The organism is Achromobacter sp. PD1 (assembly GCF_048541815.1).
In the GTDB taxonomy this organism is placed as follows: Bacteria; Pseudomonadota; Gammaproteobacteria; order Burkholderiales; family Burkholderiaceae_B; genus Achromobacter; species Achromobacter bronchisepticus_A.
The window spans coordinates 337,953-360,639 of sequence record NZ_CP183349.1 but is presented as its reverse complement, the minus strand read 5'-3'; the positions used below and the strand labels follow the sequence as shown (position 1 = coordinate 360,639).

Here is a 22,687-nt window from a genome sequence, read left to right as displayed (position 1 = left end):
TCAACCAACCCGCCACGGATAGCCGATACACTGAACTCTCCCATAGCCGGTAAAAAACAGGTGCGCGGCGTACAACCGACGCAGCCTCAGCGGAGACACAGGTGCTTGGATCCCAGTTGATTATCCGTACGCTGCATCGCCTGGGCGTCAAGACCATCTTCAGTCTGTCCGGCAATCAGATCATGCCGCTCTACGATGCCTGTATCGACGCAGGCATCCGCATCATCCACGTGCGGCATGAGGCGGCCGCTGTCTTCATGGCGGATGCGTGGTCCCAGATCACCGGCGAACTAGGCGTCGCGATGCTGACCGCAGCGCCGGGCATCACCAATGGCCTGGCGCCGCTCTATTCGGCGGCACAGGCCGAAAGCCCGGTGCTTCTCATTTCCGGCGACTCCCCGGTAGGGGAAGACGGCATGGGCGCGTTCCAGGAACTGGACCAGGTTTCCATCACCCGTTCCTTGACCAAGCTTTCGCTGCGTCCGCGGACCGTGCAGGAACTCTATCCCGCGCTAGACAGCGCGGTCGCGCAAGCGCTTGCTCCCCGGCGCGGTCCAGTCCATCTGGCTCTGCCTTTCGACCTGATGACTGCGGAGACGGGCTTGGCTGAACTGCCCGCCACTACACCCAAGCGTGAGCCCGCCACGATGGACGCAGCCGGCCTGGAACTGCTCGCCGCGTTGGTGAATCCGGCGCAGCGTCCCCTGGTGCTGGCCGGCCCCACCGGCGCACGGCCGCACATGCGCGCAGCCCGCGAAAGGCTGGAAGCAGCGCTAGGCGCGCGCCTCATTCCCATGGAAAGCCCTCGCGGCCTGAAGGACCCTTCCCTGGGGTCCCTGGCCGAACTCATTCCGCAAGCGGACCTCATCGTGCTGGCGGGCAAGTGCCTGGACTTCACGCTGGGCTTCGGCGGCGCCGGCGCGCTGGGCAAGACGGCCCGGATCGTGGCGATAGATCCCGACCCCGCGATGCTGGAACGCGCGGCCCGCCTGCTGGGCGACCGCCTGGCCCTGGCCTTGCAGGGCGATCCCTACGCCGTGCTGCCCGCGTTGCGGGCAGCGCCAGCCCCGGCCGAACGCGCCTCGTGGCGCGCGCGGGTGGACGACGCGCTGCGCAACCGGAACACGCTGGGCGCCACGGCTTGCGCCGAGGGTGCGTTGGGGCCGCGCGCGCTATGTGAGACCGTCCAGACGTTTCTCGCCTCCGCCCCCAACCCGATCCTGGTGTGCGACGGCGGCGAATTCGGCCAGTGGGCGCAGGCTTACTGCCAGGTGCCGGTGCGCATCATCAACGGCATGTCCGGCGCGATCGGCGCGGGCATCTGCTACGCCATCGCCGCCAAGATCGCACAGCCCGACGCCACCGTGGCCGTGCTCATGGGCGATGGCACGGCGGGCTTTCACCTGATGGAGCTGGACACGGCGGCGCGCGAACAGGCCGCGATCGTCGCCGTGATCGGCAACGACCTGCGCTGGAACGCGGAACATCTCATCCAGATGCGCACCTACGGCCCGCAAAGGCTGATCGGCTGCCAACTCGCGCCGACCGCGCGCTATCACGAAGTCGCCGCGGCGCTCGGCGGAGCCGGCTACGCCGCGCAGGACCGCGACAGCCTCGCCACCGCGCTGCGCGCGGCGGCGGACAGCAGCCTGCCCGCGTGCATCAACGTATCCCTGGCGGGCGAACCCGCTCCGGTTTTCAGCGCATCAATGCAGTCCGCAACCGGTCATTGACCTCGAAGCATCGAGCCCAGCTGCAGTCCGGTTTCGTCCCTTAGCACGACAGGAGACCCTCATGATGAGACCTACCGGCCTCTGGCCGGGCGCGTTCGCTCGCGCCGCGATTTGCATGCTTGCCACGCTTCCGGGCCTGGCGACTTCCCAATCCTATCCCGCCAAACCCGTCCAGCTCATCGTGCCGTTCAGCGCGGGCGGCGACGCCGACATGGCGGCCCGCAACTTGGCCGCCGCCGCGCAAGGCTTGCTTGGCCAGCCGCTGGTCGTGGTCAATAAGGCCGGGGCGAATGGCGCGATCGGCTCGGCCGCCGTGAAGAACGCCGCGCCCGACGGCTACACCTTGCTGGTCGGCCGGATCGGCTCCCAGGTCCTGCTGCCCGCGCTGCAACCCAAGACCACGCCTTACACCGCAAAGGACTTCACGTACATCGGACTGCTGGAGTTGAACCCCGTGGTCTGCGTGGTGCATCCGGACAGCCCCTACAAAACGATGGGCGATCTGGCGCAGGCCTTGAAGGACCGCCCCGGCAAGCTCAACTACAGCCATTCCGGTCCGGCCACGGTGCAGAACCTAGCGCCGCAGCTGTTGCTCAGCAGTCTCGGCCTGAAGCCCGAAGCCGTGGTCAACGTGCCCTACAAGGGCGGCAACGAAGTTGCGCTGGCGGTGCTCAGCAAGGACGCAGACTTCGCCTGCAACAACCTGAGTTCGATGACGGGCATACTTGCCAGCGGCAAGCTGCGCGCCCTGCTGACGACCACGCCCGAACGCCTGGCGCAGTTCCCCGACATACCCACCGCGCGCGAGCTGGGGCTGCCCCAACTTGAGGCGGTCATAGGCTGGAGCGGGCTGTTCGGGCCGCCCGGCATGAGTCCCGAAGCCGTGGACAAATGGGCCGCCGTGCTCAAGCAGATCTCGCAGGATCCGAAGTGGATCGCGGGCAACGCCAACTTCGGCGGCATCCCTCACGTCCTGCCCCCCGCGGAGACGGAAAAATACGTCAGCCAGGGGGCCGCGATCTACGCCGACCTTGTGGCCAAGGCCGGACTGCAGGTCAACTAGCCAGCCCCACCCCCCGTTCCTGGCGGCCCGCCGAGTCCGGCGGACGCCGGGATCGCCTCGCGCAGGTAGCCGACGAATGAGGATACGGTCAGCGGCACGCGCGGCGTGTAGGGCCTGACTGCGTACAGCCGTTCCGCATATTCACCCACCACGCGCCACCCGCGCAGGACCTCGACCAGCTCTCCGCTGCGCAGGGCCTGGTTGGCGCTGAAATCCGGCACCAGCGCGATCCCCAGGGATCCGACAGCCACCTCCCTCAGCACTTCGCTGTTGTTCGCGGTGAAGCTGCCGCGCACCGGAACCGCCACGCGCTTGTCTCCGTCACGCGACTCGAACGACCAGGTCGCGCTGCCGCTGCGCCGCAGGTAGTGCAGGCAATTGTGGGCGGCCAGATCCATCGGCGTCTTGGGCGTGCCATGCTGTGCCAGATACTCCGGGGCCGCAACCAGCACGGAGCGCGTCTCGCAGATAACCGAGGCGACGTGAGTGTCCGGCACGCCGGCCACATGCCGGATGGCCAGGTCGAAGCCTTCGGTAGCCAGGGACGCCAGATGGTCGCTAAGTTCCAGCTGGATCCGCACATCGGGAAAATTCTTCAGGAATCCAGGTATCAGCGGCGCAATGACCTGACGTCCCAGGGCCACGGGCGCGGTCACCGACAGCACGCCGCGCGGCCCCTCGGACAGGTCCCGCACGGCCGAGAAGCCCTCTTCGATGCGCAGAAAGGCCGCCGCGGTCTGGTCGACCAGGCTCTGCCCCGCCTCCGTCAGGCCGACGCTGCGGGTGGTACGACGCACGAGGGGAACGCCAGCCGCCTGCTCCAGTTCCACGATGCGCTGGCTCACCGACGCCTTGCTGATCTGCAGGCGGCGCGCGGCCGCCGTATAGCTGCCGGTATCGGCCAGCACGCCAAGGCAATGGATATGCGACCACAGATCTTCCAGACGCCTGGTTTTCGTCATGCCCTGCTCCATTGTTCGAAACATCAAACACTGATTCCAGCCCTCTGATCTCGACGGCCGGGCGGCAATGCGCGACATTGCCAGCTCCAGAACACCATGCATGAGCCCAGGAGCCAGCCATGACCGCAAGCAATGCCAGCGCCCAATCCCGCGATGCCGGACACTATATCGGCGGCAGCCTCGTCGACGGGACAGGCAGCCGCCAGCCCGTCTACAACCCGGCCACGGGCGTTGTCGCCAGGCAGGTGGCCCTGGCCACGCCCGACGAGGTGAACCGCGCCGTGGCCAGCGCCAGGGCGGCGTTTCCTCAATGGGCGGACACCCCTCCCATCCGCCGCGCCCGCGTGCTGTTCAGGTTTCTTGAACTGATGAACAAGCATCGCGACGAACTTGCCCACTTGATCACTGCCGAGCATGGCAAGGTTTTCAGCGATGCGCAAGGCGAAGTCACGCGCGGCATCGATATCGTCGAATTCGCCTGCGGCGTCCCCCAGCTGCTGAAGGGCGCCCATACCGAGCAGGTATCCACCGGCATCGACAACTGGACGCTGCGCCAGCCCTTGGGTGTGGTAGCGGGCATCACGCCGTTCAACTTCCCGGTGATGGTGCCCATGTGGATGTTCCCGGTGGCGATCGCGGCGGGCAACACCTTCGTGCTCAAGCCCAGCCCCACCGACCCCAGCGCGTCGCTGCGCATCGCCGAACTGCTGCGCGAAGCCGGTCTGCCCGATGGCGTGTTCAACGTGGTGCAGGGCGACAAGGTGGCGGTGGATGCGCTGCTGGAACACCCGGACGTGAAGGCCATCAGCTTCGTCGGCTCCACGCCCATCGCCAACTACATCTACGAGACTGGCGCACGCCACGGCAAGCGTGTGCAGGCCCTGGGCGGCGCCAAGAACCACATGGTCGTGATGCCGGACGCCGACATCGACCAGGCGGTCGACGCCCTGATCGGCGCCGGCTACGGTTCGGCCGGCGAGCGCTGCATGGCGATCAGCGTGGCGGTGCTGGTGGGCGACGTGGCCGACCGGCTGCTGCCCAGGCTGATCGAACGCACCAAGACGCTGAAGGTGCTGGACGGCGAGAACCCCGCGGCCGAGATGGGTCCCATCGTGACCCGCGCCGCGCATGAGCGCATCAGCGGCTACATCGATCTCGGCGTGCAGGAAGGCGCGCAACTGCTGGTGGACGGCCGCGGCTTCCAAGGCTCGCAGGCGGGCGCGGGCTGCGGCGACGGCTTCTGGATGGGCGGCACGCTGTTCGACCACGTCACGCCGGACATGCGCATCTACAAGGAAGAGATCTTCGGCCCGGTGCTGGGCTGCGTGCGGGTCAAGGACCTGAAAGAGGCGGTGGATCTCATCAATGCCCATGAATTCGGCAACGGCGTGGCCTGCTTTACCCGCGACGGCAACGTGGCGCGCGAGTTCGGCCGCCGCATCGAGGTGGGCATGGTGGGCATCAACGTGCCCATCCCTGTGCCCATGGCCTGGCATGGCTTCGGCGGCTGGAAGCGCAGCCTGTTCGGCGACATGCACGCCTATGGCGAAGAAGGCGTGCGCTTCTACACGCGTCAGAAGTCGATCATGCAGCGCTGGCCCGAAAGCATCGGCAAGGGCGCCGAGTTCGCCATGCCGACGGCCAAGTAACGGCAGTCCGTTTCACGCAGGCGAGACCCATCCGCGATAGATGGCGCCCGCGCCCGCTATCGCGAGCAGCACGAAGATGGCCCGCTTCAGCAGTTCCGGGGACACCCGGACCCTGAGGCGGGATCCGCCGTACAGGCCGATCAGCGCCACGGGCAGCAGCACGGCGGCTGCGGACAGGATTTCCGGCTGCGCATACAGTCCGGCGGCGCCGAAGGCCGCCGCCCTGATGAGGCCGCTGGCCAGGATGACCACCGAGATCGTGGCGCGGAACTGGTCCAGCGCATCCAGCCGGCGCGACAGATAGATGGTGTAGATCGGCCCGCCGGTGCCGAACAGCGCGCTGAAGATGCCGCCGAACACGCCGAACGGCAAGGCCCAGAAGGTGTTCAGCGGCGCCGACGGCTTGGCCCGCGCGCCTCGCAGCCCCTTGATGCACACGGCCAGCACCAAGCTGCCCAGCAGGATCAGGGGCCAGCGGGCGCCGGCGTTGTGCAGCAGCGTCACACCCAGTCCTATCCCCAGCAGCAACCAGGGAAACAGGCGCTTGAGCTCGACCAGGGAAACGCGCCGCCAATTGCTGCCGCCCACCAGGGCGGTACAAGCCAGGTCGAACAGCACCACCAGCGGAACCGCGAACTGCAAGGGCATGAACTGAACCAGCAGCGGCACAGCCACCATGGCCGCGCCGAACCCCGTCATCCCGAAGACGACATAGGCGGCAAGGACGACGGGCGCGGCGTAGGCGAGCGTATCGGACGGCATCATGGGGAATCAGCTCGCGGTGATCTTCTTCTTTTCCACCAGCGCCTTCCACTTGGCGGACTCCCGGGCGATCTCCTCCTTGAGCGCGGCGGCAGGCACGATGGTCGCCGACATCCCCTGGTCAGCCAGATAGCGCTGCATGTTGGGCTGCGCGACCGCCGCCTTGGCATCGGCCAGCAGCCGGTCGACCGAGGCCTGGGGCGTGCCCGCCGGCGCCAGCAAGGCGAACCAGCCCGTGAACTCGAACCCCGGCACGCCGTCCTCGGCCGTGGTCGGCACGTCCGGCAGCAACGCCGAACGTTCCTTCCCCGTCACGGACAGCGCCCGCAGGCGTCCTCCCTTGAGCAGCGGCACGATGGCGTTGATATTGCCCACGGCGACCTCGATCACGCCCGCCATGAGGTCGGTGTAGGCCGGGCCCTCGCCCTTGTACGGGACGTGCATGAGTTCGATCCCCGCCGCGTCGCTGAAGGCTTCGCCCGCCATGTGCGTCTGGCTGCCCACGCCCGCCGACGAGAAGCTGAGCTTGCCCGGCCTGGCGCGCGCGTACTCGATCAGTTCGCGCGTGTTCTTGACCGGCAGGTTGGCATTGACGGTGATGACCATGGGCCCGTTGGCCACCTTGCCGATGGGACTGAAATCCGTCAGCGAATAAGGCAGCTTGCTGTAGATGAACTGGTTGACCGTGAACATGCTGCCCGACGCGAGCAACAGCGTATAGCCGTCCGCCGGCGCGCTGGCGACGGCCTGCGCGCCCACGCTGCCGCCAGCGCCCGCGCGGTTCTCGACGATTACGCTCTGCTTCAGGCCCTTGCCCAATTCGGCCGCCAAGGCGCGGCCCAGCAGGTCGGTAGCCCCGCCCGCCGAAAACGGGACGATCATGCGTATGGCCTTGTCCGCCGGCCAATCGGCCCGCGCCGGCAAGGCGATAAACGGCGTAAGCGCGAGGCCACAGCCCAGCGTCTTGACGATGCGGCGGCGTACATCATTGGGTCGGATTTCGTTCTTCATGGATTTGTCTCCTTCAGTTCGCGGGTCGGCGAAGCCCGCCGGCTCGCGGCTGGCTGACGATTCGCCAGGCAGCAACTGACCCTCGGGCCGATGGCTCGATTTTTTGGGGCGTTGCGGTGTTTTTCTGCGGACTACTAGGCTGCTGAACTACAGAACAACCGGACTAGGAACTACTGGCCGGCACAGACTGACTTCAATGCATCGAGCAACAACTGCGTAAGATGGGCCCGCGGGTTCTCTTTCGGCGCCAGGATGCCCAGGCGGCGCGTGACGGTGGGCGAGCCGAACGGAATGACGAGGATACCCGGCGGAAACTCGTTCCTGCCGCGGCAGGCCGGCACCACCGATGCGCCCAGGCCATTAGCCACCATGGCGATCACGCCTTCCAGGTTGTCGATCTCCATGGTCGAACGCACGGTGATGCGCCTGCGCACCATCTCTTCCTGCACCAGATGCCCCACGCGCGCCGACCGATTGAAGCGGACATAAGGATTCTGCTCCAGGATCTCCTGATCGCTGGCGCCCTTGACCGAGCGGTGGGCGATGACGACCAGTTGCTCCTCGACGAACGGCAGGAAATCCAGGCCCGAGCGCGGCGCGTCGGGCTCGGTCACGATCGCCACGTCCAGCTGCCGGTGATAAATGGCGCGCTCCAGGTCGTGCGTGAGCCCCGTGGTGACGTGGACCTCCAGGCCGTGGCCCTGCTTCTGCAGGTGCCGCAGCGCAAGCGGCAGCACGCCGGACACACAGGTGTGGACGCTGCCGAGCCTGAGCAGTCCCGACGAGGTGCCTTTCTTCAGGGCGGCGCTCATGCTTTCCCAATGCGCGATCAGGTCGCGCGCCCGGTGCACCAGCGCCAACCCCGTGTCCGTGAGTATCGGCGGACGCCGGCTGCGGTCGAAGATCGTGATGCCCAGTTCGTCCTCGAGCGCGCGGACCTGCATGCTCACCGCCGACAGCGACAGGCCGATGGTATTGCCAGCCTCGGCGAAACTGCCGTGGTCTGCAATCGCGATCAGCGTGTAGAGCGTCCGGATGTCCATGCAAGAAGGTTCCTGGTGAAGAGCGGCGTTGCGGAAAAGAGGAGTATGCCGCGCTAGAGGCCGAGCAGCCGCCGCGCGTTCCCCCCCATGACTTTCCCTAGATTATCTTGCCGGATCGGCAAGGTCTCGAACCACTCTTTGTACCCTTGCACCGGGCAGAACGGGAATGAGCTGGCGTAAAGCATCCTGTCCGAGAGAAAGCCGTCGGCCGCCTTCACGTATTCCTCCCAGCCCGGCATGCGGGAGAAGTACATATCGGGCGACAGCCACAGGTTCTGGCGCCGAAAGGCCAGGTGCAGGATCTCGTTGACCCAGGGCCAGCCGCCATGGGCGACCACCACGTTCAGGCCGGGAAAGTCCGCCAGCACCCGGTCGGTCCGTATCGGGTCCGAATAGCTCAAGTCCGGCCCCGCAGTGCCTCCCACCATCATGATCACCGGCACGCCCAGGTCCTCGCAGTGGCCGTAGATCGGATAGAGGCGCCTGTCGTCGGCGTACATGGGAACCGGGTAGGAGCCAGGCTCGATGTTGATCAGCTTGAAACCGTCCTCGACTGCCTGGCTGATGGTCTGGCACGCGCGGCGCCGGTCGGTGGGGTCGATGGAGGCGGCGCCGATGAATCGGCCCGGATGCTCGGCGACGATGCCTCGCACGTCCTCGTTGGATACGCTGCCCAGCACGCCGGCCAGGCGGCCCACGACCACGCCGCGGTCTATCCGCGCGGCGTCCATTTCTTTCAGCAGCAGCGCCATCGATTGCTGCTGCGCCGCGGCCGAGGGCTCGAAACCCACCGTCCGCGTAAAGCCGTCGCGGCGTTCTCCCGCCGAGTACATCAGCGTGTCCAGGAAGCCGCCTACCGGCGGCCGCAGCCTAAAGTCGATGATCATCGCAGTATCTCTGTCAGGTATGAGGTTGCCGCAAGCCGTGCCGCCGCGCCTACATCACTTCGTCCTTGCGGTCGTCCGTCTCGCCGTAGCGATGCAAAGCGGGCGGCTTCAGCCCGGCATAGAGCTTCTCGATGCCCGCGTTGATGGCCTCGGCGTGCTGGGCGAAGAGCGAATTGCCTTCCAGGTCGCTCTCGACGATGAAAGGCCCGAAATTCTCGACCTCGAACAGCCACATGGCCTGGGCAATGCCCAGCTCGTCCAGCCAATGCACTTCGCGCACGCGCTTGATGCCCCGGCCCAGCAAGGCGCCCGTGCCGTAGCCCACGGTGGTCAGGTAGATCGCGCCGCCGGGCGCCAGCACCTGCTTGTAGTCGTCCGCGGGCATGCCGCCCTTGCCGATCAGGATGCGGCAGCCGGTCTCCTCCAGCCAGCGCGGTATCCACTTGGAAAATCGGAACGAGGCGGTGGCGGTGACCGCACCCACGTTGTAGCCGCCGCGGCTGTCCGGCGCGGCCGCCGGCGAGCAATGGAAGTTGACGTTGCTGATGGCGCGCAAGTCCACGGGCAGCGGCAAGCCCTGGTCCAGCACCTTCTTGTACACACCCTCGCGGGCCGTGTAGACCACGCCGTTCAAGTACACGGCCGAGCCGAGTTCGAGCCTGGCGATGTCTTCGCGCCTGGCGGGCAGGTCCAGATGAAAGACCTTGATGTCGTCGTCGTTGCTTACCATTCGACCGTCTCCCGGCGCATGTAGGGTGTGAACCACTGGGGATCGGTGCGGTACTCGATCTCCCCGTTGGCATGGATCCGCGCGGTGGCGCGGCGCGAAGACAGGCAAAAGGTGTGCAGGCTGATGGGCATGCCACCGGTGTGGGTGTAGCCGCACTCGATATGGCAGTCCACCACCATGCCGGAACCAACGAAACCCATGGCGCCCATGCCGATGGAATTTCCCAGCCGCATCAGCTCCAGTTCCAATTCCGCCACCTTGGGGTCCGGATTGCGGTCCCCTACCGTGCGCAGACAGGCGGCCTGCTTGCCCAGCTGCATGCAGGTGTCCTTGGAGCCGCCCAGTCCGATGCCGACGATGGCCGGCTGACAGGCCAGCCCGCGCTTGCCGAAGGCGATCAGCGTGTCCAGCACGAAGCGCTTGATGCCGTCTATGCCGTCGCCGGGAAACAGCATGCGGTAGTCGGTGCCGAACAGCCCGCCCTTGTGCACGGTGGTGATGTCTATCCAGTCGCTGTCCGGCTCGAACGACCATTCGATCTCGGGCGCGTTGATGCCGACGTTGTTGTTGTGATCGGTGCGCCAGAGCGGATGCACGCGGTTGGGCCGCAGCGGCACGCTGACCGTGGCCTCGGCCGTGGCGTGGCGCAGCGCGCGTTCCACGGCGACGAAGCCGCTGTCGACCGAGGCGTGGTTGCCCACCTTGACGTAGTAGCGCGGCAGGCCGGTGTCGGCGCACATCGGACGCCGGTCCTGGTCGGCCGCTTCCCAGTTGTCCATCATGGCGTGGATGACGAAACGCGGCAGCTTGCCGGTTTCCTTCTTCTGCAGTTCCTGGATGCCGCGCTTGTAGTCGGCCGGGATTTCGATGGCCGCGCGGCGCATGATCTCCAGCGCCGCCTCTTCAACTTTCTGGACAGGGATGCTCATGATTGGGATGCCTCAGCTCTGGGGGATGCCCGCCTCGCCCTCGATGAGCGATTCGCCGGGTTTTACGATGTCGAAGGAAACCGGAACCATCTCCAGCGCCACCTCGCCGTCCTGCGCGCTCACGCGCGTGTAGCAGCTGGTGTGCAGGTCGCCGGCCTCGGGGAAATCTTCGCGGTAGTGCGCGCCGCGGCTGTTCTCGCGCGCCAGCGCCGAGACCGTGATGACCTTGGAAATGTCGACCAGGCTCTCCAGGTTGAGCCAGTCATGCCAGGTCAGGTTGTAGCGGCGGTCGCCGTCAGCCACGCCGATGTCGCGCAAGGCTGCGCGGTGGCCGGCAATGGCATCCAGACCATGCGCCATGGCCTCTTGGCGGCGCAACACGCCTACGTCGTCCCACATGGTTTGCGAGAGCGCGTCGCGCAGCTCGTGGATGCGGCCCGCGGGCCGGGAAAACGGGAACTCGGCGCGTTCGATGCCGCGCTCGATGACGCGCTGGTCGGGGTCGCGCCACTGGCCGGACTTCGCGACGTAGGCCGCCATCGCATCGCCCGCGATGCCGCCGAACACCGTGGAATTGGCGACGCCGTTGCCGCCCAGGCGGTTGGCGCCATGCACGCCGCCGCAGTCCTCCCCGGCCGCATACAAGCCCGGCGACGCGGTCGAACCGTCCACATTGAATTCGACCCCACCCATCAGGTAGTGGGCCGTCGGCACCACTTCCACCTTGCCGCCTGCCAGGTCGAAGCCGCAATCCTTGCACCGATTGACCATGCCGGGAAAGGTCTTGGCCACCTTGTCCGGGCCCAGATGGCTCATCTGGATGTAGACCCCGCCCATCGGCCCCGTGCGTCCCGCACGCATCTCGGCGTAGATGCCGCGGCTGACCACATCACGCGTCGCCCGTTCGCCGCGCTTGTCGTAATTGGCCATGAAACGCTCGCCGTCGCCGTTGAGCAGGTAGCCGCCCGCCCCGCGCAGCCCTTCCTCCAGCACCGTTCCGGTCATGCGCGTGTCCGGCCCGCCGAGCAGGCCCGTGGGGTGAAACTGCACCATCTCCATGTCCCGCAGCTTCAAGCCATAGCGCAGCGCCATGGCCAGGCCGTCGCAGGTCTTGTCGCCCGAAGGCGTGTGGTAGCGGTACATGGTCGGGCCCGCCCCCGTTGCCAACAGCACGGCCTTGGCCTGAATAAAGCGGTACGCGCCCGTCCGCATGTCGATGAACAACACGCCCGCAATGCCCGAGCCGTCGGCGGCGGGAATCAGTTCGATGGCGCGGTGCTCTTCCAGCTCGTCGACATCCAGCGCCCGCACCTGCTCCATGAGCCGGTTGATGATCTCGATACCCGTCAGATCGGCCTTGTGCACGGTGCGGTCGAAGCTCTGGCCGGCAAACGCCTTGGAATGCAAGGTGCCGTCGGGATTGCGGTCGAAGAAGCAGCCGATCTCGTTTTCCAGTTCGCGCACCCGCTCGACCGCGCCTTCGACCAGCCGCCACGCCAGGTCCTGGCGCGGCAGCCATTTGCCGCCCTCGATGGTGTCCATGAAGTGGCGTTCCACCGAGTCGCCCGCGGCCAGCGCGACGTTGTAGCCGCCTTGGACCATGCGGGTACAGCCGCACTTGCCCAGCAGGCCCTTCACCGTCACCGTCACGCGCAACGACGGATTCGCCTTCTTCGCGTGCAGCGCCGCGAACAGGCCGGCGCCGCCGGTACCCAGCACAAGAATGTCCGTCTTGATGTTCTCGATCCGCATCTCAGATCACTCCCGCGATGAAAACCAGGCCCGTCGCCATGGAGACCGCAAAGCCCCAGCCGATCCAGGCGATGCGCGCGTCCCGCGGCGAACTCCAGGGCAGCAGCTCCAGCGCGAGCAGGCGCAGCCCGAAGAACATGTGCAAGGTCAGCAGCAGCACCAGCCCCCACTCGCCGACCTTCATGGCCGGCATGTCGGCAAGCTTCAGGAATCCGTCCAGCCGCGCTTCGTCCAGCGCCATCGCCAGCACATAGAAATGCGCCGGCAGGAACAGAGCCAGCGCCAGGCCGGAGATGCGATGCCCCAGGAAGGCCCAGTACGCCTGATGGTTGCGCGCCGATCTCATGGCATCAACCCTCCTACCGCCGCGACGGCGCGCACGCCCAGGATGAACAGCCCCAAGCCGAACGCCAGTCCGACCGCGGACGCCGCGCCGCGGCCCAGCCGCAGCCACTCGATCAGGATGTTGCGCACGCCGATCGGCACGTGGACCGCCACGCTCACGACGAACAGGCCGTAGAAAACGATCCAGAACCAGTTGCCCTGGGTGCGCGAGAGAATCTCGCCCGCGGTCAGGCCGCCGCGCACGGCATAGATGACCAGGCCCACATGCACCAGGACAAAGGGCGCCATCACCATCGCCGTCAGACGCTGGAGCGCGAAAAGACGAGCTTCCATGTCAGCCCCCCTTGAGCAGGCTGAAGATGGCGCTGCGCTTCAATCCCGCAATGCTGCCGGTGGGGCTGAGGCTTACCGGACAGTGCTTCATGCAACTGCCCTGGGTGTGGCAGGAATTGCAGCCGCTGCCGGAGGTGGCCTTGCGCAGCACGTCCTTGGGGTCGGCGTGGCGTTCGTCATTGAACAGCGTCCACGCGCGGTTCAGGGCGGCCGGGCCAAGATAGTCCTTGTCCCAGGACACCACGTCACAGGCCGCGTAGCACACGCCGCAGTTGATGCATTCGATGGCCGCGTCTGCCTGCTTGCGCTTCTTGCTTTGCGGCGACACCAGCGCCGGCGGATCGTTGCGCGTGGCCGTGCCGACGAAGGTATTCCCGGCGCGCGCCCACTTCTGGAAGAACTCGCTCATGTCGACGACGAGATCCTTGATCCGCGGCATGTTGCGCATCGGCTCGATCACGATCACGCCGCCTTCCTCGACCCGGCTCACGTGCGTGCGGCAGGTCCAGCGCGGCTTGCCATTGACCGTCATGGCACAGGACCCGCACACGCCGACGCGACAGGCATAGCGGTACGAGAGGCTCGGTTCCTGCGTGCGCTGCACTTCGGTCACCACATCCAGGACCGTCTGGTTCTCCCGCCACGGGACCGAGTAGGTGGAATAGCTTCCGTCTTCGGTTCCCCGAGAGATGCGGACCGTGAGTTGTCGCTGATTCGTGGAGTTCTTCGTATCCATTTTCCGCCCTCGGACGACAGGCTGCGCCCATGAACAGAATTCTGAATCTCGCGTATCGGTGAAGCAATATGGATTTGGTTGATATTTTTTGAAGTTATTTTTTACCTGCCCAGAGGGGGCGCCGAACGATCCGGCGCCTGCCGCGCCGCCACATCTTCAACGGATGGCGATCACTGGCCGCCTCCAGGCCGCCGCCGGACTGGGATCCGGCCAGGCCGCAGCCCCCCTCAGGCACGTTTTTGAAAATTAGGTATACTTCCGCCTCGCTTGCCGCAACCGCCTCCGGATCGCAACGATCACGGATGGTGCCAGGCAACGAAAATGCGGGAGTAGCTCAGTTGGTAGAGCGCAACCTTGCCAAGGTTGAGGTCGCGAGTTCGAGACTCGTCTCCCGCTCCAAATTTTGATTTCCAGCTTCCTTCACGGAATTCTGAAAATCGTTGAGAAAGGGCCTACGGGCCCTTTTTTCATTGCGGTTTGCGCCGCTTGGAAAATGAGGGAACACGGGCAATGGATACCGCATTGATCCTGCTGGTGCTTGGCGCGGCATGGCAGGTGCTGCGCGTGCGCTACCAGCGCGCCCGCATTGCGCTGCTGGGGCGTCATCTGGGCGATTTGCAGCTTGAGCGCCACATGGAAACACTGACGCAAGGCTACACACGCGCCATCCGCGAAGATACCGAAACACGCCAGCTACAGGTGCTGGAAACCTTCGCCCAGACCGAACGCGCCGTAGCGGCACAAGTGCAGTCGCTGGCCGACGCCATGCAAAAGGAAAGTCCACAGGCTACCCGCGTGAGCACGCTCTCGTTCTGCGTGCCATACATCGAGCGCTTTCTGCCTGCAATGACACGGGATTTTCGTGAACTGCTGCACATCCATGCAGCCGGCTTGCGCCATGTCGTGGACAACGAGAGCCACTGGGACGCAAGAGAACGCGCATACCACCTCTCGGCAGAGTTGTATCTGCTGCAACACAGTTGCCATTGGTTCTGCAAATCCCGCGCCGTGGCCGATGCACGGCTGATGCTGCGGCATCAGGTCGATCACCGGAAAGTCCTGGATTCAGTGTCTGCTGTTACCCGCTCGGCTTATCTGCGATGGCAAGGGGCCGATAGGCACTAGGACCAACTGCGTCTCGTCCGCTCTGGCCCCGCTCAGCGCGCATTCTTAAGCAAGTCATTGAAAAAGGGGCGAATCTTTCGATTCGCCCCTTTTTCATTTGGCCTGGATTCCAACCCGCACAGGCACAACGGGCGCCGCAATCGCGATGCCTGTTGTGCCTTGCCGCGTCCGATCAGAAGCGCACAGCCAGCTTGAGCACGCCCGACTGCTGGCGGTTGCCGCCGCCGAACTGCGCGTCGTACGCAATGCCGGCCGTCGTGTTGCGCGTGATCGCCATCTCGGCGCCCAAGCCCAACACTGCGGCGTCGCGCGCGATCGGCACGCCCGTCACCGAGAACGTGCTGCCGCCTTCAAAGGCCAACTGCTGCTTGGGCTTCACATCGCCCATGGCATGGCGCCAGCCCAGCGACGCCGTCAAGCGCCCCGGCGTGCGGTCGGAGCCGAACTCCCAGCCGCCTCGCAGCCCCAGCGTGGTGCTGGTCACGTCATCGGAATTGCTGGACCCGTGCAGGGCCGCCGTGCCGCCCGATTCCTCGAAGCCGCGCGTGCGCAGCTGGTTCCATGCCAGACCGGCAAAGGGTTCGATGGTGTAGGCATCGCCCAGCGGCAGCTTATAGCCGAGTTCGGTGAACACCTGCGTCGACGAGGCGTGGTAGGACGACTCGAGACGCTGGTTCAAGCTGCCGGCCGCCACGTCGCGCTTCGCGTCGATGTCATGCCAGGTGTAGGCTGCGCCGGCCATGAAGCGGATGTGGCCGGGGCCGGCCTGGAAGTTCCGTCCGCCAAACAGGGTCGCCGTATAGCTGTCCACATTGGTGCGCGAAGACGTATCGTCGATCGAGTTGTGGCTGCCGATGTAGCCGACCGCGCCGCCCAGGCGCCAGCCGCCGCCGACCGCGCCATCGCCGCCGACGAAGAGGCCGCCGGACGATTGGCTCAGGCTGGACGCGTCGCCGTCGCCGCCGAACTTGCTCCAGTTACCGAACGCTTGCGCCCACACCGGCGACGCGCCGCTTTGCGGCATGGCGTCGGACGAGGGCGCGCCCAATTGGGCCGTGGGCCGGCCGGCGACCACCGGCGCATCGAGGTTGCCGCGCAGATGGGACAACGGCAGCGTGCGCACGGTGTCGCCCTGGCTCAGCAGCACGCTCGCGGTGCTGGCGTAAGCCTCGCCCGACAGCATCCTCAAGGCCGAACGCGCTTCGTTCGGCGTCATCGCGAGCACGGCCGCCGCCACCTGGCTGGCGCCGGTGTTCTTGCCAGCGGCGATGCCGCTGTCGACCAGGGAGGATCCGCTACCGGCGGACGGCGTTTCATTGCCGGCGGTGGACGAACCGTTGCCCGTCGACGTCGAACCATTGCCGTTCGAGGACGAACCGTTGCCCGTCGACGTCGAGCCGTTGCCGTTCGAGGACGAACCATTGCCGGTCGACGTCGAGCCGTTGCCGTTCGAGGAGGAACCGTTGCCCGTCGCGGGCGGCTCTTCCTTGTCCAGCGCGCCGCCCACGTTGCTCTCGTTGCCCGAACCGCCGATGCTGCCGATCGGCACATCATTGCGGGTCAGGGTCATGTACGCATTCTTCGGGTCGTAGCTGAGCGTCGGCGTCAGGAACGCATAGCTGCTCGAAGCGCCGGTGAACTGGCCCTGGATGCCGCCATCCGCCGTCAGGATGTTGTAGGTCGTGCGCGGCGCGTAATTGCCGTCAGGACCCACGTGCGCCACGGTGCCGTCGAGGTAGGCGACGCCGGTGACGTGGATGCGGTCGCTGAGGTTGCTGGCCGGATCGGCATGCACGCGGTAGATGGTGTTCTGGCCAAAGGTCAGGTTGCCGTTGACGGTGAGCGTGCCCATGGGCGTGCCGTCATTGCCGGGCGAGATGACCGCGGTGGGATAGAGGTTGGTGGTGCCCACCTGGCCCACGCCTGCCAGCACCACTTCACGGCCGATGTCCATCGGGCCGTTCAGCTTGCCGTCGATCTCCAGGGCGCCGTCGGCGATCAGGATGGGGCCCGTGAGGCCGCTGCTGTCCGCGGTCAGGATGACCGATCCCGGGCCGGTCTTGACGAAGCCCTGCGTGCCCTGCAAGGGGTTGTCGATGGTGTCGACGAATTGGCCCGAAGCATAGGTGCCGTCGCCGACCACGATCGCCGGGGGATTGCCGCCGCTGCCGACCAGGGTGATGGGAGCGCCTTGCAAGCGGTAGCGATCGGTGGCGAACTGGATGCCCGACACGCGCACCGGACCGGCGCTGCCGTCCACGTTCACCGTGCCGACCGCGCCCGTGAAAATCGCGTAGCCGCCGTCGGGCAGGGCGCCCGTGGCATTGCTCGGGCTGTTCCAGTTGGCGCTGGCCGCGCTCCAGGTGCCGTTGCCGCCGCCCGAGCGGGTCGCGGATGCCGCGCCGTTGCCATTCCACAGGTTGGTGGTGCTCGGCCCCAGGATGAGATTGATCTGCTTGTCGCCGGTCAGGTTCTGGATGGTCGCGGCAGGCGCGGAATCGCCCGAGACCGATCCCAGCGTCAGGCCGTTGCCGCTCAGGCTGCCGCCGTAGGACAGGATCCGGTAGTAGCCGGCGTTGACGCCCAGGGTGTTGACCGTGACGTTCAGCGTCGTGTTATTGATGGCGGCATTGCCGCGCACGGTGATGTTGTCGCCGGTGCCAGGTTGCGTAATGGGCAGCCCCGCGTAGCCGGTCTCGAAATTGAACACCGAGTTGTTCATCGACAGATTGCCGTTGACGACCAGGTTGCCATTGGAGACGCCAGTAGGCGTGCCGACTTCATAGCCTGGCGCCACGCGCGCGCCGGACACATTGAGATCGCCGTTGATCGAGCCAAAGCCCGCGACGGTGCCGTTCGAGTTCGCATTGACGTTGCCGCCCAACGTAACGCCAGAGCCGCCGCCATTGCCGCCGATCACCAGCGTGCCGCCGTTGACATCCACCCCGCCGGGGAAATTGGCCGAGCCGTCGAACACCTGCGTATTGCCCGACGTAACCGTCAGGTCCGCAGCCGCGACGCCACCGCAGTAGGACGCGCTCAGCGCGAGCGTCGCCGTCAGCCATTTCTTCGTGTCATGTATCAACGTAAATCCTCCATGTTTTGATTAATAAATTTGATATCCAGGGCATTACCGGATCGCTATAAAAGTATTATTAAGTAACCGGGTAAACCCAATGGCCGAAATAAGTTTTCGCGAAAAAAGGAGGCAATTTATACCCCTTTTCTTTCAATACCGAAAATTAATGAATAGATACCATCTTTATTAATTAATTCAGCAACTTGGATACCATCCAAAACCTGAATAATCGAATATGGATACCATCCATCGGCGAAAAATAATTAAAATGGCCAATATCCGATTTATTTATTTTTTCTTTTTGGATACCATCCAAACCGATACAACTGGCGTTCTATTTCCCGACTTCCAAGCCATTCGGGAAACAAATTGACATAGCCGGCGCGGGAACGAGGCGCGGCACCGGCCCGCTTCCAGAATTTTCTTATCCGTGAAGCCCGGCCCGGCCCCTACCATCGTTTGCATGATGGCCGCCCCCAGCCTCCCCGACGGATACATGCCGGCAACCACCAGATTGCCGATGATCCTGCTGCACCTGCTCGCGATGGCGCTGCTGGCATGCATACTCATCGGCACGATGCTGTTGATGTACTGGTCGTTCAGCGATGAGGTGTCCAGTTACCGCCGCCGCATGAACGCCGCCGCCGACCGGGCGCAGATATTCTTCGACCAGCGCGAAACGCTGCTGCGGGCCGTGGCTGCCTCGTCGGTGCGCAACACCGACCGCATGCCGGCCCAGCACACGCCCAGGACCTTCGGCCAGACCGGACAGATCAACGTGATCCCGCTGACGAACGGAGCGGACGCCTACGAATGGGCGCTGATTCTCACCCGCCGCAACCGGGCGGACGTAGCCGCCGCCAATGCGCGCATCGTCTACACAACGCTGGCAGACTCCGGCGCGACACGTCTGGCGGTGGACGACACGCGGCGGGACGGCCACCAGATTTCCAGGGAAGCGGAAAAATGGCTCTACGACGCGCTGGCGTCGCATCACGCCACGCCTGATCCGGACGACGGACGCGCGCCAGTCGTCTGGATCAGGCCCCTGACGGACGCCACCGATCATCTGTTTCTCTACACGCCTCTGGACACGGCAGGCCGCGAGCAGACCTGGGTAGGGCTCGAAGTCGACGACATCGCTTCCGTCATCACGGCGCAACATGCCAGCGACGGCGCAAGCTATGCGCTTTACGACAGCGACAGCCGGGTCGCCTTGCACGGCGGCCCCTCGCCTTCCGCCACCGGTTCGATGTCGGCGAGATTGACCCGCGACTCCTTCAGCTTCCAAGGCGCCAGCTGGCTTCCCCACAGCCTGGCGCTGAGCAAGGCGGTCGGCGAAGCCGGCTGGCGACTGATCTACTACGTGCCGACGCAGGACGTGCTGAAACATGGCGCATCCGCCTTCTGGGCTGTGGGTACGATCGCAGCCTGCCTGAGCACGGTGGTCCTGCTGGGGGTACGCCACATCAGGGAGACACTGATTTCGCCCGCGATCCGGCATCAGACCGCGCTCATCGACAGCCTCGCCCTGAACCGGAAGATCATTGACGTCGCGCCAATCGGGCTCAGCCTGGTTCGCCCCGCCGACGGCACCCAGGTCATATCGAACGAGACGGCGCGCCATCTGCTGGGCGCGCACGACAGGTGGCGCGAGGACACGCGCAGCGCTGGCGACCAGGCAGGCCGGCATGAGTATCAGCTTGGCGACGGACGCACCGTCTGCCTGACATACGCCGCGACCAGCTACCAATCCGAGAACGTCGTGATATGCGCCATCAGCGATATTTCCGCGCAGAAGGAAATTGAACACACCTTGCGCAGTGCCAAACTGGCTGCCGACCAGGCGAATGACGCCAAAACCCTGTTCTTCGCCACGATCAGCCACGAAATACGCACCCCTCTGTACGGCATCCTGGGCACGCTGGAGCTGCTCGCGCTCACGCCCATGACGAGCCAGCAGCAGCAATACCTTCAAACCGTCCAGCAATCCTCCTCGACCTTGCTGCGCACCATCAACGACACGCTGGACCTGTCTCGCATGGAGGCCGGCCACGAGGACCTGATCCTTTCGGAGTTCTCGCCCGCGGAGATGCTGGAAAGAGTCGTGGCCAACTATGCCGCTCGCGCCCAGGGCAAGGGGCTACAGATTTTTTCCCTATCCGACACCGGTATGCCGGCAATGGTGAAGGGGGATCCGGTCCGGTTGCAGCAGATCCTCAACAATCTGGTGAGCAACTCGGTCAAGTTCACCGAGGCGGGCCGGGTCGTGCTGCGAGGAACCGCGAGCGTCGTCGATCCTGGCAAGGTGACGCTGCGCTTCCAGGTCGCCGATACCGGCGTCGGCATACGCGCGGAATCGCAAGCCCAGCTATTCGAGCCCTACTTTCGAGCGCATTCCGGGCTGGGCCGGGACGCGACCGGCACTGGCCTGGGCCTGGCCATCAGCCGCCGCCTGGTCGACCTGATGGGAGGCAGCCTGACCGTGGTCAGCGAGGTCGGCCTGGGTACCAGCATAACGTTCACCGTCGCGCTCGACGTAACCGAAATGGAACCGGCATCGCCCATAGCGCTACGACGCAGCGCCGTCTACGTCAGCGGCGCCATTCCGGAGGTCGTGGCGAACGCATGCGCGTGGCTGAACAATTGGGGCGCCATCGCCATACCCTATCGCGGGCAGAGCCATGGACAAGATGCCGACAACGCGGTCTTGCTGCAGACCTGGCCGCCCGGACTGACAGAAGCGTCTTGGGCCGGCAGCAGGGTGCGCGTGCTCGCCCCAGGCGCCGACCATGCTTCGATCGCGTCGCGCGGCGGCCGCCTCGGCGTCACGAGTCAGGGCAATCCATTCAGTATCGGAACCGCCGTAGGCATGGCCCAACACGGCCGCGAACAAGTCCTGCCGCCCTCTCCCGGCACGCAACGGCCTTCGCTGGGGCTACGGATCCTGGTGGTCGAGGACAACGCAATCAACCAGATCATCCTGCGCGAGCAACTCGAGTACTTGGGATGCTCAGCCACCATAGCCTCCAACGGCGGCGAAGCGCTGCAACGCTGGGATCCCGACAAGTACGACGCCGTCATCACCGACATCAATATGCCTGTCCTGGACGGCTACGAGCTGGCCAGAGCCCTGCGCAAACTCGGCTACCGGGGAACCATACTGGGCGTGACGGCCTGCGCGGCGCCCGAAACCATAACCAAGGCGCAGGAAGCCGGCATGAATCAGGTGCTGATCAAGCCCCTGCCCATCCTGGCCCTGACCGCAACCTTGCACGCATACGCCGAAGGCTGACGAAAAAATGCTGTCCAAACTCAAAGTACTGGTACTGGATGATCACGCCTACCAATGCGCCTTGCTGAAAGACATGCTTGAGGAAGCAGGCTTCCCGCACGTCGACACGGCGCTCGACGCGCACGACGCCCTGGACCAGATCTGGAGAGAGAAACATCAACTGGTGCTCATGGATGTGGACATGCCCGGCATGGACGGCGCGCAGTTCATTCATGAACTCGCCTGTCGCGGCCTTAATCCGATATTGGCGATCGTCACGGGATGCTCCCGGCGGATGAGCAACAGCATCGGACTCATGGCAAAAGAGCGCGGATTCGCCGTCATGGCAAGCTTCATCAAGCCGGTTTCCACCGAGCAGATCGGCAGCCTGGCGGCAGGCCTGCTGAGAAAGCAAACCGCCCCGGCGCCAGCGCGAGCTCCCGCCGGCGCCGATCAGTCTCGACCTCTGCTCGACCGGCGCATGATCGAGAACGCCCTGCGCGACGGCAGTATCCAGGCCTGGTTTCAGCCGAAGAAATCACTCGTTTCCGGCAACATCGTCGGCGCCGAGGCGCTGGTCCGCTGGCAGCACAAAGAACTGGGCCTGATGCTGCCCTCCTCGTTCCTCGCATCGCTGCGCGCCTACGATCTGGACCACGAACTGCTGCTGCGCATGTTGGACGATGGCCTGAGAGCCTATTCCATCTGGCGCGATCAAGGGCACCGCATTCCCATTTCGGTCAATCTTTCGGCCAGCCTGCTGGATCTTCCGCAGTTGCCCGACGAACTCCATGCCATGGTCTCCGGACTCGGCATACCCGCCTCGGACGTGACCTTCGAATTGCTCGAGGACGCGATGCCGACACTCGCCGGGCAGTTCCACATGGGAGCCAGCCGCCTGCGCCTGAAGGGGTTCGGGCTGTCGCAAGATGATTTCGGCAAGGGTTACAGCTCCATGTACAACCTCATCTCCACCCCTTACACCGAGGTGAAGATCGATCGCGCCTTCGTCAACGGCGCCGCGGCCGACGAGTCGCTGGCGGCCGCGCTGGTGGCGTCGATCCAGCTGGGACGGCAACTGGGCCTGCAGGTGACCGCCGAAGGCGTGGAAACGCTGGAAGACCTGGAATTGCTACGACGGATCGGCTGCGATGTCGCACAAGGATTCCTTATTTCCGCAGCCGTCAACGTTGCGACCTTCTGCGAGTTGCTGGCCTACGAACCGAATTCCTATTTCGCCCCGCTGTCTCCGCCCCACTAGGGCATGCCGACAT

General features: G+C 65.2%; 18 protein-coding genes and 1 tRNA gene. 7 read left to right on the top strand and 12 right to left on the bottom strand.

All coding sequences use genetic code 11. The features are described from left to right. Window positions 1-101 precede the first annotated feature (101 nt). Complete coding sequence (locus ACM1PE_RS01625; RefSeq protein WP_419342447.1) at window positions 102-1,733, top strand: thiamine pyrophosphate-binding protein; 1,632 nt, start codon at window positions 102-104, stop codon at window positions 1,731-1,733. A gap of 61 nt (window positions 1,734-1,794) precedes the next feature. Continuing rightward, on the top strand, window positions 1,795-2,796 hold the full coding sequence (locus ACM1PE_RS01620) for a tripartite tricarboxylate transporter substrate binding protein (RefSeq protein WP_059373770.1): 1,002 nt from the start codon (window positions 1,795-1,797) through the stop codon (window positions 2,794-2,796). On the opposite strand, the gene ACM1PE_RS01615 is transcribed toward ACM1PE_RS01620, so the two are convergent. Further along, window positions 2,793-3,758 (bottom strand): LysR family transcriptional regulator, encoded by a 966-nt coding sequence (locus ACM1PE_RS01615; protein ID WP_059373842.1) that lies wholly within the window; start codon window positions 3,756-3,758, stop codon window positions 2,793-2,795. The genes ACM1PE_RS01620 and ACM1PE_RS01615 overlap by 4 nt on opposite strands. A gap of 119 nt (window positions 3,759-3,877) precedes the next feature. Between ACM1PE_RS01615 and ACM1PE_RS01610 the strand changes: the two genes are divergently transcribed. Continuing rightward, the gene (locus tag ACM1PE_RS01610) at window positions 3,878-5,407 is read left to right on the top strand and encodes a CoA-acylating methylmalonate-semialdehyde dehydrogenase (RefSeq protein WP_118932873.1); all 1,530 of its coding nucleotides are present in this window, start codon (window positions 3,878-3,880) and stop codon (window positions 5,405-5,407) included. A gap of 12 nt (window positions 5,408-5,419) precedes the next feature. On the opposite strand, the gene ACM1PE_RS01605 is transcribed toward ACM1PE_RS01610, so the two are convergent. The 10 genes from ACM1PE_RS01605 to ACM1PE_RS01560 all read right to left on the bottom strand — a co-directional run bounded on the left by ACM1PE_RS01605 (window position 5,420) and on the right by ACM1PE_RS01560 (window position 13,935). Further along, entirely contained in the window at window positions 5,420-6,172 is a 753-nt protein-coding gene (locus ACM1PE_RS01605) for a sulfite exporter TauE/SafE family protein (RefSeq protein ID WP_419342446.1), read from the bottom strand. A 6-nt stretch (window positions 6,173-6,178) separates the two neighbouring features. Continuing rightward, window positions 6,179-7,180 (bottom strand): Bug family tripartite tricarboxylate transporter substrate binding protein, encoded by a 1,002-nt coding sequence (locus tag ACM1PE_RS01600; RefSeq protein WP_059373768.1) that lies wholly within the window; start codon window positions 7,178-7,180, stop codon window positions 6,179-6,181. 170 nt (window positions 7,181-7,350) lie between these two features. Next, window positions 7,351-8,223 (bottom strand): LysR substrate-binding domain-containing protein, encoded by an 873-nt coding sequence (locus tag ACM1PE_RS01595; protein ID WP_059373767.1) that lies wholly within the window; start codon window positions 8,221-8,223, stop codon window positions 7,351-7,353. Between the two features lie 53 nt (window positions 8,224-8,276). Beyond that, window positions 8,277-9,110, bottom strand: a complete 834-nt coding sequence (locus ACM1PE_RS01590) for an amidohydrolase family protein (protein WP_118932874.1) — start codon at window positions 9,108-9,110, stop codon at window positions 8,277-8,279. 49 nt (window positions 9,111-9,159) lie between these two features. Further along, window positions 9,160-9,840, bottom strand: a complete 681-nt coding sequence (locus tag ACM1PE_RS01585) for a fumarate hydratase C-terminal domain-containing protein (RefSeq protein WP_059373765.1) — start codon at window positions 9,838-9,840, stop codon at window positions 9,160-9,162. Continuing rightward, window positions 9,834-10,769, bottom strand: coding sequence for a fumarate hydratase (locus ACM1PE_RS01580; protein ID WP_059373764.1), 936 nt, complete (start codon window positions 10,767-10,769; stop codon window positions 9,834-9,836). Before ACM1PE_RS01580 ends, ACM1PE_RS01585 begins: the two co-directional genes overlap by 7 nt. A gap of 12 nt (window positions 10,770-10,781) precedes the next feature. Further along, a complete protein-coding gene (locus ACM1PE_RS01575; protein WP_059373763.1) occupies window positions 10,782-12,521 on the bottom strand; it encodes an L-aspartate oxidase in 1,740 nt (579 codons plus the stop codon). Window position 12,522: 1 nt separating this feature from the next. Next, entirely contained in the window at window positions 12,523-12,867 is a 345-nt protein-coding gene (locus tag ACM1PE_RS01570; RefSeq protein ID WP_059373762.1) for a succinate dehydrogenase, read from the bottom strand. Further along, the gene (locus ACM1PE_RS01565) at window positions 12,864-13,199 is read right to left on the bottom strand and encodes a succinate dehydrogenase (protein WP_059373761.1); all 336 of its coding nucleotides are present in this window, start codon (window positions 13,197-13,199) and stop codon (window positions 12,864-12,866) included. The genes ACM1PE_RS01570 and ACM1PE_RS01565 overlap by 4 nt, the downstream gene beginning before the upstream one ends. Before the next feature lies 1 nt (window position 13,200). Further along, a complete protein-coding gene (locus ACM1PE_RS01560) occupies window positions 13,201-13,935 on the bottom strand; it encodes a succinate dehydrogenase/fumarate reductase iron-sulfur subunit (RefSeq protein WP_059373760.1) in 735 nt (244 codons plus the stop codon). Window positions 13,936-14,258: 323 nt separating this feature from the next. Between ACM1PE_RS01560 and ACM1PE_RS01555 the strand changes: the two genes are divergently transcribed. After that, a tRNA-Gly gene (locus ACM1PE_RS01555) sits at window positions 14,259-14,334 on the top strand. A 111-nt stretch (window positions 14,335-14,445) separates the two neighbouring features. Beyond that, complete coding sequence (locus tag ACM1PE_RS01550; RefSeq protein ID WP_419342445.1) at window positions 14,446-15,060, top strand: hypothetical protein; 615 nt, start codon at window positions 14,446-14,448, stop codon at window positions 15,058-15,060. Window positions 15,061-15,232: 172 nt separating this feature from the next. On the opposite strand, the gene ACM1PE_RS01545 is transcribed toward ACM1PE_RS01550, so the two are convergent. Then, window positions 15,233-18,145 carry an autotransporter domain-containing protein gene (locus ACM1PE_RS01545; RefSeq protein WP_419342444.1) on the bottom strand — a complete coding sequence of 971 codons (2,913 nt, stop codon included), beginning with the start codon at window positions 18,143-18,145 and terminating at the stop codon, window positions 15,233-15,235. 457 nt (window positions 18,146-18,602) lie between these two features. Between ACM1PE_RS01545 and ACM1PE_RS01540 the strand changes: the two genes are divergently transcribed. Together ACM1PE_RS01540 and ACM1PE_RS01535 are read left to right on the top strand one after the other, a co-directional pair. Beyond that, window positions 18,603-21,434, top strand: a complete 2,832-nt coding sequence (locus ACM1PE_RS01540) for an ATP-binding protein (RefSeq protein WP_118932879.1) — start codon at window positions 18,603-18,605, stop codon at window positions 21,432-21,434. A gap of 7 nt (window positions 21,435-21,441) precedes the next feature. After that, window positions 21,442-22,674: an EAL domain-containing response regulator gene (locus tag ACM1PE_RS01535; protein WP_059373756.1), complete on the top strand. Its 1,233-nt coding sequence runs from the start codon at window positions 21,442-21,444 to the stop codon at window positions 22,672-22,674. Window positions 22,675-22,687 lie beyond the last annotated feature (13 nt).

Coding starts and splice junctions, on each gene's coding strand:
- ACM1PE_RS01580 (WP_059373764.1), bottom strand. CDS start 10,769: ATGAGCATCCCTGTCCAGAAAGTTGAAGAGGCGGCGCTGGAGATCATG.
- ACM1PE_RS01600 (WP_059373768.1), bottom strand. CDS start 7,180: ATGAAGAACGAAATCCGACCCAATGATGTACGCCGCCGCATCGTCAAG.
- ACM1PE_RS01575 (WP_059373763.1), bottom strand. CDS start 12,521: ATGCGGATCGAGAACATCAAGACGGACATTCTTGTGCTGGGTACCGGC.
- ACM1PE_RS01595 (WP_059373767.1), bottom strand. CDS start 8,223: ATGGACATCCGGACGCTCTACACGCTGATCGCGATTGCAGACCACGGC.
- ACM1PE_RS01605 (WP_419342446.1), bottom strand. CDS start 6,172: ATGATGCCGTCCGATACGCTCGCCTACGCCGCGCCCGTCGTCCTTGCC.
- ACM1PE_RS01540 (WP_118932879.1), top strand. CDS start 18,603: ATGATGGCCGCCCCCAGCCTCCCCGACGGATACATGCCGGCAACCACC.
- ACM1PE_RS01615 (WP_059373842.1), bottom strand. CDS start 3,758: ATGACGAAAACCAGGCGTCTGGAAGATCTGTGGTCGCATATCCATTGC.
- ACM1PE_RS01570 (WP_059373762.1), bottom strand. CDS start 12,867: ATGAGATCGGCGCGCAACCATCAGGCGTACTGGGCCTTCCTGGGGCAT.
- ACM1PE_RS01610 (WP_118932873.1), top strand. CDS start 3,878: ATGACCGCAAGCAATGCCAGCGCCCAATCCCGCGATGCCGGACACTAT.
- ACM1PE_RS01585 (WP_059373765.1), bottom strand. CDS start 9,840: ATGGTAAGCAACGACGACGACATCAAGGTCTTTCATCTGGACCTGCCC.
- ACM1PE_RS01565 (WP_059373761.1), bottom strand. CDS start 13,199: ATGGAAGCTCGTCTTTTCGCGCTCCAGCGTCTGACGGCGATGGTGATG.
- ACM1PE_RS01550 (WP_419342445.1), top strand. CDS start 14,446: ATGGATACCGCATTGATCCTGCTGGTGCTTGGCGCGGCATGGCAGGTG.
- ACM1PE_RS01560 (WP_059373760.1), bottom strand. CDS start 13,935: ATGGATACGAAGAACTCCACGAATCAGCGACAACTCACGGTCCGCATC.
- ACM1PE_RS01620 (WP_059373770.1), top strand. CDS start 1,795: ATGATGAGACCTACCGGCCTCTGGCCGGGCGCGTTCGCTCGCGCCGCG.
- ACM1PE_RS01535 (WP_059373756.1), top strand. CDS start 21,442: ATGCTGTCCAAACTCAAAGTACTGGTACTGGATGATCACGCCTACCAA.
- ACM1PE_RS01590 (WP_118932874.1), bottom strand. CDS start 9,110: ATGATCATCGACTTTAGGCTGCGGCCGCCGGTAGGCGGCTTCCTGGAC.